Genomic DNA, 12,901 nt, shown 5'->3' with positions numbered 1-12,901 from the left:
ATGGACACATGCTCCATATTATGACTAAAAAAGTTCAAACGTATGTGAAAGGTTGTTTATTCCGTTACTCCTGATTGGACAATTTCCACCTCGGCTGTCACTTCTACAGTGGCCTGTTCATATATGGAATCGTGCCACACTTCCGGCTTCCAGTCTCGTGTATGGCTACGGTATTTTTCCCCTAACCCTACAGGATCGATGCCAAGAGATTGAAATCTCTTGAGCAATTCCTCACCTTTTGTTGCAATTTGTCGTGCCATTCCCTCTTCAATTTTATTCATCGTCTCATCTTTTGTTAAAGTCAACGGGCCTGTATAGTCGGTTATTTCCCCGCGAAAATGAATATGACAACGGAAGTGAGGCGCCTCCATTGAACCGGTCATCTCGCGATTGAAGGATGAAAAAATTTTCTCTACCACCACATAGGCTTTTTCTCCATCCTCATCGATTTGAAATTGATGGGTTGTTTGTTTCATCTCATCCACCATCAATTTAAGAAAGAAAGAATCCTCGATTCCGATATTATCGACGAATCGATCTCTTTTAAAAAGGGCCGTTCCTCCGATCCTTAGCTTATCATCTTTTACGAGTAATAACGGTAAGTAAGGATCACGGGCATCGTTAAGGGCGCTAAACATAAAAACATGGAGGTTTGTCGATGGAAGCAAATGTTCCTCCATGTTATGTAGCAATAAATCCCCTAAAAAGACGCCAGGTCGCTCCCCTGCTCCAAGCCTAATCATCAAGGCGTCCTGTGCCTCCCCGTCGACTACAGCTAACAAGACGCGGTTCCCTATGGATGGATCCCGATACATCGAATCTACATACGGCTCAACTCCTGATTCTGAAAGGGCATCACTAAACAGAAGGACGCGAATTTGTCCGAACTTTAATGGCCGCTGTGAGCTACCGTTCAATAGCTCTCGGGCTCCTTTGATCGTTTTGGCAACAGCCGTTGCTTGGTCAGATTGCAAGATGTTTTCTTGACCTTGCTCTAAAAAAGTAGGATAACTTACGGTCAGCTTAATGTTGTCATTTTCCGTCCGATCAAGTGCCGCTGCCTCAATAAGTGCCACATCATCAATGATACTTGTTTGGATGCAGCCAGTTATTAGGAATACTGCCGCAAGTACAGCAAGCTTTTTAACTTGTCGTTGTTTTTTCATCAGCACCACTCCTTAAGTGGGAAACCGCAAGATAAACCATAACCAACAACGGAACGTATACCCCAACAAAATAAAAACCGAATTCAGAAACCCATAAAGCGAGCGTTTCTATTTCTTGGCTCGTCTGAAGGAACATCGTAATTAAAGCTAAGATTGCTATGACAAACACTAAGACCGTCCGCTGATTAATGCCTAATACACGTTTTCCAATTCGACTGGCTCCCCATACAGGTAACGCAATATTCGGTGAAATTAACAACAACCATAAAGAAATACCAATATATTCAAATCGCTCAATAAACGGAAACTCTACTACTTTAAAAAGGGTCAATGTTGCCCAAATCGTGCGATGAAGCTGTTCCTCACTATAAAAGGCTAAACTAATTACCATTAAGCTAGTATAAGCAAAAATCGTCATTAAACCACCAAGCTGTGCCCATTTATGGGATTTTTCTCGTTGTTTAATGAACGGATAGCATAACAACAAAATTTCAAAGCCTAAATAACTTAAAGAAGCTTCCTTCGCACCTGCTATTAACTCGCTAAGCGTATGCTTCCAGATCGGCAGCATGTTAATAAAATGCCCGAATTCTAGAGGCATTAATAAGATCGTAAACAACGGCGCTGGTACAATGACCCCAAGAAAGCAAATGCCGACCACTTTACGGAATCCCCCAGAGATGAGCAAATAAAAGATCCATGCTAAGATAAGCGTAATGATCCATGTCGGTAAATCATGAAACACCCATGCTTGAACAATCTGAATATAGATTCGCAAAATAACGACAGCTAATAAAAGGAGATAGACACCGAAGATGACGCTAAAGACCCCACCAAGCCATTTTCCAAAAATATCGTCATGAACCGAGATTAAATCACCATTCGCCCGGTTAAGGAGAGCGTACATGAGGGCAATGATGATTTGAACGACAATTCCGGCGATGATGATCGATATCCATCCATCATAACCGGAAATTTTCACGATTGCCCGTTGAAAACTAAGGGCCCCGATTCCGACCTGCATTCCGTGAACTAAAAAGAACGTCATTCCAGTCGAAACGAGAAATGGCTCCTTTACTTGATGTCCCATCCAATCACCTTTTTCTCTAAATAATCACTCATCGATGTCGCGACGTTCATTGGCGCGAAAGAAATTCAGACGTCCGCGATCTTTCGGCCGTGTCAATTGCGGTCGCTCTGCCATCCAACTGAACGGCATACGCACAAACGCATCGCGAAGATCCTTAAACCGGAATGGATAAATTGGTTGCAAATAAGGTCTGCCGAGAGAAGTCAAGCGCAAGAGGTGGACGATTAAATAAATCGTACACACCGTAATCCCTACTAATCCTAATGCAGCTGCTGCGATCATGAACGGAAAGCGTAATAAACGAATCGTATTCCCCATCTGGTAGACAGGCGTTGTAAAGGAGGCAAGTGCGGCTAACGCGACGATGATTAATAGCACGTTACTCGTAAGACCTGCTTCAACCGACGCTTGTCCAATGACAATCCCGCCTACGATCCCGATCGTTTGCCCTATCCTCGTCGGGAGTCTTGCTCCCGCTTCGCGAAGCAATTCGATCGTTAACTCTAAAATGATCGCTTCAATGAACGGAGGGAGGGGAATGTTGCTTCGCGAAGCAATTATCGTCGCGAGTAAATCTTTCGGAATCAGCTCATAATGAAACGTTAATACTGCAATATAAACGGGTGTAGCAAGCACGGAAAACGTAAGCGAAAAAAAACGTAATAGCCGAACAAATGTTGCAATTTGCCATGTTAAGTAATAATCCTCAAGTGAAGAGAAAAATTCCACAAGAGTCGATGGGCCAAAGATCACTTCAGGGGAACCATCGCATAAAAAGGCAACTTTGCCTTCTGCTAATACGGCGGCTACCCGTTCTGGCCTTTCCGTATTAATCAATTGTGGAAAAATAGACAACGACTTATCGGTAATCATTTGTGCTAAGCTGTTAGAGTCAATGACTTGGTCGAATTCGATTTTATCGATCCGCTGGCGAATCGTATTCACATTCTCTTCATTGGCAATCCCCTCAATGTACAACAGGGCGACCTTTGTTTTCGTTAACTGACCGACGGTTAATTGTTCGACTTTTAACTGTGGCATTGGCAGACGTTTACGAATTAAGTTAATATTGATCTGCAAAGCTTCAACAAACGACTCCTGTGGTCCGGAAACGCTAAATTCTACTTCAGGCCTTTGAACCTCACGCCCAGAATCCATCGTCACTTCAATAAGAGCAACCTCATGGCCCTCCCCTTTTTTTCGTAATAAGACAAACCCTTGCATCACCTTTGTCTTAATTTGCTGGGGATCATCTGAGATTTCCTTATTTTGAATTGGAACATCTTCAATTAATTCCTCTAATGTTTTTGCTTCTTTCTTTAAATAAGGCGTGACATCTTGATTGAGACGGTCAGCATCGATTAATGTTTCGTAGTAAGAGAGTATGTATGGGAAACCTTTTTGATGGTTTAAAAACTCCGTATAATCATTGGACTGTTTACACTGGGACAAAACGTCTGCAACGGTGAGCTTCGGCTTGGCATGCATTTGGTTTAACAGCCATTTAAAAAACATTTGCCTTCCCTCCTCGCCCGTCATTATTCGTTAGTATGAGATAAGCGAGGCCGTTTTATGACAAATAGTGCAACAAAAAAACCGCAGCTATTTTCAGCATGCGGTACATTAGAATGTTGCAAGGTTATGAAGTAAAGACATAGACTGATACGGTAATGGCACCACCTTCGACGCTTGTTTGGATCCAGATCGGCTCGTCAAATGGATTTGAAAATCGAAAATCAGGTCCTCCCCAAGAAACCGTCGCATCCCGTCCCGTTGGAACATACCCAATTTCTCTTGAATGGGTGAAACGCTCAACGATGGATAAACCAGCTTGATCAACGGCATTAAAGAGCGTGGATGATGTTTGACAAATCCCACCCCCGATCCCCATAACAAACTCTTTGTTGACGATCTCCTTTGCTTCCTTATAGCCTCGTTCGACCGTTCGTTCCCCAACTTCATGGTTAAACGAAAACGTATCTCCTGGGCCTAGGACGGTGCCATGAATAGCGTCAGCCGACAAACGAATATTTTCCGTCCGCCCTGCTACAGATGAGTCAAAATAAGTGGTAAACGAAGCGACTTCTTCCGTTTTCTTTTCCTTAAGCTCTTCTTCAGTTACATTCGGTTCTGTCAAATAGATCGGCATAACGACATCAGCTTCAAGCGGGGCAATAGAGGATAGCTTCTCAACAAATTCTTGTTCTGATAAAATAACCCGAGGTTCCCCGGGGAGAAACGTTCCATCTGTCATCAATCGCGGGTTTTTCATCGGAGTGTCAATCGCTTCCGCAAGCCCGCCCGCCAAATCAGCCAAAGCTGTCATGTCTAGCTCACGCCCAGGCCAGTATCCATAATCGTTTAATCTGACCTTTTCATTTTCCCCCGATAGTTCATTCATTAATAGCACATCCAGCACGACCGGAGCCTTAGCACCATGATGGTCCAATGCCATTTGTGAATGAAAAGATGCAAAAGCAGGTTCCTTTCCTTCCGCTTGAGAACAACCGGTGGCAAGAAGGAGCAGCCCAATAAAACTAAAACACACCTTCCTTTTCAATTCAATCCCCCTTTTCAAAAAAGCTCCGCTCCATACTATATGTCGCCAGTTTCAAAGTTTTTACAACTCTCTATTGCTCTCTCAAAAAAGGGGGTTGTAACTTGTAAAACGTATTTGATTCACGTCATATTGAGGCTCGCTCCACCCTATTTCTTATCTTCTTTTCGCTTACCCTCACGGAATACAATCGCACTTCGCTCATACTCCACATCAGGAACCTGTAGACGGGAGTTTACTACACGGGCAACAGCAAAAAAGTAGTCCGATAACCGATTCAAATATTTTAATACGATCGGGTTTATCTCTCCTTCTTGCTGCAAACGGACAACATAACGCTCGGCTCTCCGGGCAATCGTGCGACATACGTGGAGACTCGCGGCAGCCTCAGAGCCTCCTGGTAAAATAAATCGCTCTAATTCTGGTGCTTCCTTAATGTAGGCATCAATTCGTTGCTCAAGGAAGTCCACGATCTCTTGCTTCGCTTTGTATGGACGATCTTCCTTCACTTTCAGCATCGCCAAGTCACCGCCACAGTCAAAGAGCTCATGCTGGATTTTGAATAACTCACCGCGGATATCAGCAAATGTATTTTCGTCCAGCTGTGTGATGGCCAATCCGACAAACGAATTTAATTCATCTGTTGTTCCATAGGCAACCACTCTCGTATCATCCTTAGCTAATCGTCCCCCGATCACACTTGTTTTTCCTTCATCTCCAGTTCGTGTATAAAGTCGCATGTGACAGTCCCCCTTTATTTTATTTGCTGGTTCAAGCCGTACCAGATGAGATCGACCCGCTCAGCTAATCGAACGATATCTTGATAACACAAACCAACAAGGTCACGCCATTCCCTGTCCTCTCGTTTTACAGGCACAATGCCTTTGCCAATCTCATTTCCGATCAGAACGACCGTCTTTCCCCCTTTTTCCCATGAAATCGCGTCTTGAAGCCAATGTTTAAACACTGTTCGCGGCTCCTCATGCCCTTGCAGCATTCGAATGTACAGATGGAGCCCTGTCACAATGACAAGCTCTCCTTCTTCAATACTTGATGGTAAAACTTTTGCACCTGCAAATCCGTTATGAACAACATAGTCCGATCGCCTTTGGAGATTATAGCGCTCTCTCACCCATTGGTGCTTTCCATGAAATGCTCCTCCTGTAACGAAATGCACTGAAATTCCTTCCTTTCTTTTTCATACGTACCAAAAATCCAATAGCCTACACCAAATGGAATTTTCCAATCCCAAAACGTGACATCCTCACGCCTTGCCCACGTATCGAGCAGCACGCGAATGACTCCTGCATGGGTAACAACTGCGAGCCGATGCGCCTTTCTAGCGTTTGCTTCTTGTAATAACTTCTCCCATCCCTGGTTGACCCTTTTATAGAAGGTGGGCAATGTCTCTCCATCAGGCGGATAAAACTGCTCCGCGTCCTCAAGCCATTGGCGATAAGAAGGTTCGTCCATAAGTTCATCGTAACGTTTTCCTTCCCAACACCCAAAATTCACTTCGCGAAACTCAGGGAACGCTTGAATCTCATGACCTGGAAATAGAATCGAAGCCGTTTCACAAGCCCGGGTTAAATCGCTAGAACAAACGCAATCGACTAGTGGCATACGCTGGGAAAGCATTTGCGCAGCAGCCCTTCCGTTCGGAGATAAATGCTCGTCCTTCCATCCATTATATCGCTTCTGTTCATTGCACACTGTTAGGCTGTGACGGATAAGAAGAATGTCCACATGATGCCCCATAGGAATAGCTCGCCCCCTTCGATACTTGCGCCAATCGTATCACCAGACATCCCCCCAATTTCCCGTTTGCACACGCGCAGCCAGAAGAGGGGGAAAAGCCAAATCATCAGCAGGAAGCATAAGGTGAGAATCACGTTTTGCAGCAAGAGAAAACAAGCTCCAGCAATGAATAGAAACCATACTCTCGATGCGTTTTTCACGTGTGTCGTTACATGTGGCAGCAAGCTGGCCGCCATCCCCTGATCGGAGGCCGTTTTGCCATAGATAAGCTGGACGATGATCATCCAACGCAAACAAACGGGCACGAGCAAAAGCAGCCACGTGAATTCACGGGGAGCCAAAGCGATCAGCTCCATTAGCAGGAGTACCTTCCAGCCGATGAGGAGGATCGTTGTCATGACCGCAAATGCGCCGACACGGGAATCTTTTAATATGATCAATTTTGTTTCACGGTCTCGTCTAGAAAGAAATGCGTCACTCACGTCCATCCACCCATCGAGGTGCAACCCGCCAGAATAGAAAATGGAGAGTGTCACCAGTAGAGCTGCCAGCACTAACGGCGAGAGAAACGGGGACAGCAAAAGGTAAAGGCTTACTAGCAAACCACCTAATACAAGCCCAGTTAAGGGATAACAGACAATCGACCAGCGGGCAGAGCGTGCAGTCCATGGAATCTGCCGCGTGATCGGCACAGTCGTTAAAAATTGAAACGCTAAAAGCAATCCGTTCAGGCCATGTTTCATGATGTTTCGCCCCACCGTTCCATTTTTTCTAGCAAGCTGTCCACATGAAGAACTCGTTCCACTTCGTCCGCTAATTGATCGTAGGACGCACGTCTACATTTTTCTAGCTCGACGGTTGGCCGCTCGCGTAAACCTTTTTTTCTTCTTAGTGTATTGAGCCATCCGCTGCGAAAGTCATCATTAAAAAAGAGATGATGGAAATAAGTGCCGATTAGTCTTCCTTCATGTAAATAAACGCCATCGGTATGATTGCCTACACGTAAAAAAGCAGGAATGGACGGATCAACAATATCCGTTTCACCTAAATGAATTTCAAACCCGTAAATGTCTTTTGCCGTTCCGAATGGATGTAAAAGTTGCCCCAAAGAACGGACAGTTTTCTTTTTTTCTGCGAATCTCGTTTCAACCGGAGCGAGACCGAGCCCATCGATTGTTGCCCCTTTGATTCCAGTATCAGACCCTGCCACATCAATAAGCCGATGGCCGAGCATTTGAAAGCCTCCACAGATGGCGACGACCGTACCGTCTGTTGTTACATATTCATGAAGACGCTCTTTAAATCCTTTTTCTTTTAAAATCTGCAGGTCATGAAAGGTGCTCTTCGTTCCAGGCAAAATAATTGCATCTGGCCTTCCTAACGCATCGACGCTTGAGACGAAGCGAATCGCCACATCTTCTTCATAGCGAAACGGCTCCAAGTCAGTATAATTCGAAAGATAAGGTAAATCGAGAACGGCGATATCAATGCTTTGATCTCTAGGAAGAACCGAGGTTACCTGTCCCTTTGATAAGGAATCCTCACCTTCAATCCGAACCCCAGGCAGGTGAGGAAGTACACCGAGCACAGGGACACCTAAATGCTGTTCAATCCACTGAACCCCTGACGAAAACAATTCGGGGTCACCACGAAATTTATTTACAATGATCCCGACGACCCGCTTCCGTTCATTCGGTTGGAGAAGTTCCAATGTACCGTAAAGACTAGCAAACACCCCGCCTCGTTCAATATCAGCTACAAGGATGACCGGAACGTCCGCTAGTTCAGCCACCTTCATATTCACAAGCTCTCTGTCATTCAAATTGACTTCAACGGGAGAGCCAGCTCCTTCGATTACAACCATATCAAAAGACTGACTTAACGTGGCTAACGCTTGCTTGATCGCCTCCAGTCCTCGCTTATAAAAACCATCGCGATATTTGACGCCAGATACCGTATCCACTGCTTGACCGAAGCAAACAATTTCTGCTTCCCGATCGTTTCGTGGCTTTAGCAAAATCGGATTCATATACACACTAGCCTCTTCCATCGCAGCTTCGGCCTGAATTCCTTGGGCTCTACCAATTTCCAATCCTTCAACGGTAATATACGAATTGTTCGACATGTTTTGTGACTTAAACGGAGTCACTTTATAACCTCTCCGCGCGAAAATTCGGCAAAGAGCGGTACAGATTAAGCTCTTACCAACATCTGAAGCGGTTCCTTGTACCATAATACCTTTCATGACCCTAGCCTCCTTTTTTCACGAGCGGGATGCCATGTTCCACAAGCACCGCTTCATCTCCTTCACGAACGAGCTTTTGATGAAGGAGACTTAGAGCATGTTGATAGGCTAACGTATATTCATCTTCGTATGGGATATCGTCACCGACCTCATTGCTTACGAGAAGGGTCGTCCAGTTCCCGTGCAAAAATAAATCCAATTCCTGTGACAGCTTCGCAACGGTTCGCTCTTTTTCCTTCGCTAAAGAGTACTCCTTTGCATCTAACGTGCGAAACAGTTCATTGTTTAATAACGTCGTTAAGCAATCAATAAGAACAATATCTCTTTCATCAAAATTTGCCGCAAGTGAACCGATATCAACCTGTGCTTCAATGACGTTCCATGGCACCCCTGCCTGCTCTCTCTGCTGTTGATGGTGTTTAATACGGCTTGCCATCTCATGGTCCGCCACGGTGCTTGTGGCGACATAATAGAGCTGACCTCCACTTTGCTTGCTGATCGATTCGATCGCTCGCGCTTCCGCATAACTACTTTTTCCGCTTCTCACCGCTCCTGAAATGAAGACAAACATGACGTCTCACCTTCCACCCAATCTTTTACTGCCTGTAGCAACTTCCGGTTCGTATCTTGATCTTTAACGGCCACGCGAAGATATCGGCCGTCAAGCCCAGGAAAATTTTCCGTATGGCGAAGGACAAATCCGCGGTCAAGTAATCCCTTAAGCATTGCCAGCATCCCAATCGACTCTCTCGGATCAGATATGACGAAAAAATTGACTACCGATGGAGAAACGTCAAATCCAAGATGCCGGAAGCCTGCTTGCATCTCTGCCCTGGCTGCAGCAATTCTTTGCGCTGAATCGCGGACAAACATTGTCTCCCGCAAACAAAACTGCCCAGCCTTATCCGCCAATCCGTTTACACTCCAAGGCGGAATTTTGCTTTTCAACTTTTCTATGACACTAGGAGCTGAAATGGCATATCCAAGCCTTAGTCCGGGAATTGTAAACATTTTCGTCATCGAACGAACGACGATGATCCCTTCGTTTGCAGCCGCTTGAGCGGTAAACGTAATCGGAACTTCCATAAAATCATAAAACGCTTCGTCAATGACAAGAGTCGTTCCAAACTGCTTTGCAAGCTCTAACAGTTCGATGAGCTGCTCTTTACGATAGGCGACACCCGTTGGATTGTTCGGATGGCATATAAACAGGAGGTCTGTCCGCTTGAGCACAGCGGTCATACGGTCTAGATCAAGAGACCATGGAGGTGGTAGCATAATCCGTTCGACCGAACAATCATTTGCCAAGCACGCCTCTTCATACTCTAAAAACGTAGGTTCAACAATGGCCACTCGCTGCTTATGCCATAGCTGGGCAATCGTATAAATGATTTGCGCGGCTCCATTCGCTACAAGCACACTGGAAGGAGGTACATGTTCTTTTATGGCAATCGCACGGGCTAACTCGCTTGCCTCTTGGTCTGGGTATTGGGTAAACAGTCCTTGATCTAGCTGTTTCCTCAAGTAAGCTAGTAACTGTGGGGGCGGGCCGAACGGGTTCGTATTGACACTAAAATCAATGGCCTCCCCAGTCAAACTTGTCCCCATTTGGGCAGCGAGTGTTTTTGGGTTAGCGCCATGATTAGGTAATCGCATAAATGAATCCCCCTAACAGAAATAAAAAAACAAGAAAGCCGAGCACCGTTCGATTCATAATCGCGATCGATTCGTCAATGTCCTTAGCGGTCATCGCCTTTGTTCCGTATCCCATTTTCGCCCGCTCCGAGGTCATTCCTTGATATGTATTCGTTCCCCCTAAAGTCACATGGAGGAGCAACGCCATCGCCGCTTCACCCCAGCCACTGTTTGGGCTCGGGTGTTTCTTCGCTTCCCTCGCAAGCATCTTTAAAGATTGACCTAACGGTGCTTGGCGCCTTTTTCGATGAAGAAGAAGCATCAATACACCGGTGATACGACTCGGAACCCAGTTCAGAACATCGTCAAATTTAGCGGAAGCCCAACCGAAGTCGCGGTAGCGCTCATTTTTGTAACCGACCATCGAGTCGCACGTGTTCGTGGCTCGGTATAGAAGGGCTAAGGGGGCTCCACCGATCAAGGCATAAAAAAGGGGGGCCGTTACTCCGTCACTTGTGTTTTCAGCAACCGTCTCAATCGCACCTCGGGCGATCTCTTTCTCATCTAGTTGATCAGTATCTCGACCGACAATATACGATAGCTTCCGCCTAGCCTCTAACAAGTTTCTGGTTGTTAAGGGACGAGCAACTTCTTCCGCCGCCTCTTTTAATCCTTTGGCCGCAATCGTTGAAGCAATCAATAGAGCTTCTACTATGACACCGAGCAGAAGGTGGACTTGATAGGACAACCATACGAGAGCAAGGGATAAAGCTGTCACGATCAATAAAACCGTTAGGAGCAGCAGCACGCCTTTTTCTCGTCTCCACCTACCACAATTCCATCTTCTCTCGAAATAAGTGATCAACTTCCCCATTCCGACGACAGGATGAGGAAGCCACTTCGGATCACCTAGCCACTTATCAAGAATAAAGGCACTAACGATCGCGATTACGTGACAAGCGATCATCGTTCAAGCCTCCGCTTTTCATTGTCTGTCACCGCTTGAATGGTTGCATCGTAGACGAGCTTTCCGATCGCTTGACCGAGCGGAGTGATTGTTCCCGCATAAGGGAAGTACGTCCCGGTCTGTGAACTTGCGATCATAACACTGTCAGTGGATGTACCCGTCGCAAGAGTCCCTGTTACAGGATCGAGAATCTCCTTCTCCGCAAGCGCTCTCCCTTTTGCTTCTGTAGCTGTCATCAGCGCTTGGACATAGGCGGCATCAGGCAGTGTTCCTTCAATGAACACCCACGTATTGATCGTTCCGACCGTTGCCTCATTTCGCTTGCGAAGATGAGCTTTGGCAGGATCCACTGCATTTGATATTCCGGCCGTCACAAACACTCGTACTTTAAACGATTCGTAAGTCGCTTCGGTTATGGCAACATCTTCAAGAATAGCGGCCGTCATCATCCCTAACGCATCGGTTCCATCGACCCCTACATTTGATAAAAACGTTTGAAACTCCCGCTCCACATCATCACAATAATAGTCTTTTGATACATGCCTGTTCACAAACGTTTGATGCCATTTGAACCCTGCCCCTAATACAGCAGATGATAACGTTTTCCACCTTATGGAGCTTGTCACCTTAATTAGTTGCTCGGAGGTAAAAACCTCAAGCTCAGAAATAGGGGAGCTTGGTTTGCTTCTTATTGCCGCCGGCTCAAATGTGACGAGTGGCCTTGGAATCGTCGGGTGTTCGTTGCGGCGAATTTTCGTTTCGTAAACGTTGGCCAGCTGGTGTTCGGTCATCACTTGGCGTGGGCTATTAAGATCGACCATCCGTCCCTCATTAAGAAGCAATACGCGATCACAATAGAGGCTCGCCATATTCAAATCGTGCAAAATGGCCACAACAGTCAACTGGCGCGTTCGTGTCCAGTCTTTCAACGCATCGAGTAACTGCATTTGGTGCGAAATATCGAGATGATTGGTCGGCTCATCAAGCAAAAGGAGATCAGGCTCCTGGCAAAGGGCTCGGGCAAGCAAAGCTCGCTGGCGCTCACCTCCGCTCAACGTTTGTAACGGCTTATTGCGAAACTTCCACGTATCAGTTTGCTCCATCGCCTCACGGATGACTCGTTCATCTTCTTGCGATTCGGAGGCAAGCCAACCCTTTTGATGGGGATAACGCCCGAGAGCGACCACCTCTTTTACTTTATAAGCAAAGGTGGTGTCGGCTGTCTGGGGCAGCACGGCCATTTTTTGTGCCAGCTCTTTTGAATGATAATCGGCAATGGCTTTTCCTTGTAGGGTGATCGTTCCTTCCGAAGGTGACAACAGGCCGCTCACAGCCTTCAACAATGTCGTTTTCCCACTCCCGTTCGGACCAAGAATACCGAAAATTTCACCTTTATGAACTTGGAACGAGAGTTGCTGAATAATCGGTGTCTTTTCATCATAGCCAACACTTACATTTTGTGCATCAAGCATATGGTCCAACT

At 46.0% G+C, this 12,901-nt stretch carries 13 protein-coding genes; all 13 read right to left on the bottom strand.

Annotated elements, in window-relative coordinates:
• Positions 1–56: 56 nt before the first annotated feature.
• The gene (locus tag E2L07_RS05185; protein WP_134229014.1) at positions 57–1,166 is read right to left on the bottom strand and encodes a Ger(x)C family spore germination protein; all 1,110 of its coding nucleotides are present in this window, start codon (positions 1,164–1,166) and stop codon (positions 57–59) included.
• Entirely contained in the window at positions 1,144–2,256 is a 1,113-nt protein-coding gene (locus tag E2L07_RS05180) for a spore germination protein (protein ID WP_134229013.1), read from the bottom strand. The genes E2L07_RS05185 and E2L07_RS05180 overlap by 23 nt, the downstream gene beginning before the upstream one ends.
• Before the next feature lie 24 nt (positions 2,257–2,280).
• A complete protein-coding gene (locus E2L07_RS05175; protein WP_010897760.1) occupies positions 2,281–3,771 on the bottom strand; it encodes a spore germination protein in 1,491 nt (496 codons plus the stop codon).
• A 124-nt stretch (positions 3,772–3,895) separates the two neighbouring features.
• Complete coding sequence (locus E2L07_RS05170) at positions 3,896–4,816, bottom strand: VanW family protein (protein ID WP_134229012.1); 921 nt, start codon at positions 4,814–4,816, stop codon at positions 3,896–3,898.
• A gap of 146 nt (positions 4,817–4,962) precedes the next feature.
• Complete coding sequence (locus E2L07_RS05165) at positions 4,963–5,553, bottom strand: cob(I)yrinic acid a,c-diamide adenosyltransferase (RefSeq protein WP_134229011.1); 591 nt, start codon at positions 5,551–5,553, stop codon at positions 4,963–4,965.
• A 14-nt stretch (positions 5,554–5,567) separates the two neighbouring features.
• Positions 5,568–5,990, bottom strand: coding sequence for a bifunctional adenosylcobinamide kinase/adenosylcobinamide-phosphate guanylyltransferase (locus E2L07_RS05160; protein ID WP_134229010.1), 423 nt, complete (start codon positions 5,988–5,990; stop codon positions 5,568–5,570).
• Positions 5,942–6,571: a histidine phosphatase family protein gene (locus E2L07_RS05155; protein ID WP_134229009.1), complete on the bottom strand. Its 630-nt coding sequence runs from the start codon at positions 6,569–6,571 to the stop codon at positions 5,942–5,944. Before E2L07_RS05155 ends, E2L07_RS05160 begins: the two co-directional genes overlap by 49 nt.
• Positions 6,529–7,314, bottom strand: a complete 786-nt coding sequence (locus tag E2L07_RS05150; RefSeq protein WP_134229008.1) for an adenosylcobinamide-GDP ribazoletransferase — start codon at positions 7,312–7,314, stop codon at positions 6,529–6,531. The genes E2L07_RS05155 and E2L07_RS05150 overlap by 43 nt, the downstream gene beginning before the upstream one ends.
• Positions 7,311–8,816 carry a cobyric acid synthase gene (locus E2L07_RS05145; RefSeq protein ID WP_134229007.1) on the bottom strand — a complete coding sequence of 502 codons (1,506 nt, stop codon included), beginning with the start codon at positions 8,814–8,816 and terminating at the stop codon, positions 7,311–7,313. Before E2L07_RS05145 ends, E2L07_RS05150 begins: the two co-directional genes overlap by 4 nt.
• A gap of 4 nt (positions 8,817–8,820) precedes the next feature.
• Positions 8,821–9,387, bottom strand: coding sequence for a bifunctional adenosylcobinamide kinase/adenosylcobinamide-phosphate guanylyltransferase (locus E2L07_RS05140; RefSeq protein WP_134229006.1), 567 nt, complete (start codon positions 9,385–9,387; stop codon positions 8,821–8,823).
• Complete coding sequence (gene cobD, locus E2L07_RS05135; RefSeq protein ID WP_053431402.1) at positions 9,360–10,472, bottom strand: threonine-phosphate decarboxylase CobD; 1,113 nt, start codon at positions 10,470–10,472, stop codon at positions 9,360–9,362. The genes E2L07_RS05140 and cobD overlap by 28 nt, the downstream gene beginning before the upstream one ends.
• The gene (cbiB, locus tag E2L07_RS05130) at positions 10,459–11,418 is read right to left on the bottom strand and encodes an adenosylcobinamide-phosphate synthase CbiB (RefSeq protein WP_134229005.1); all 960 of its coding nucleotides are present in this window, start codon (positions 11,416–11,418) and stop codon (positions 10,459–10,461) included. The genes cobD and cbiB overlap by 14 nt, the downstream gene beginning before the upstream one ends.
• A complete protein-coding gene (locus E2L07_RS05125; protein WP_134229004.1) occupies positions 11,415–12,890 on the bottom strand; it encodes a heme ABC transporter ATP-binding protein in 1,476 nt (491 codons plus the stop codon). The genes cbiB and E2L07_RS05125 overlap by 4 nt, the downstream gene beginning before the upstream one ends.
• Between the last annotated feature and the right edge of the window lie 11 nt (positions 12,891–12,901).

This window comes from Halalkalibacterium halodurans, assembly GCF_004376175.1.
Lineage (GTDB): Bacteria > Bacillota > Bacilli > Bacillales > Bacillaceae_D > Halalkalibacterium > Halalkalibacterium halodurans.
Note: the sequence above shows the minus strand (reverse complement) of the source record. Positions and strands in the feature narration are given on the sequence as shown.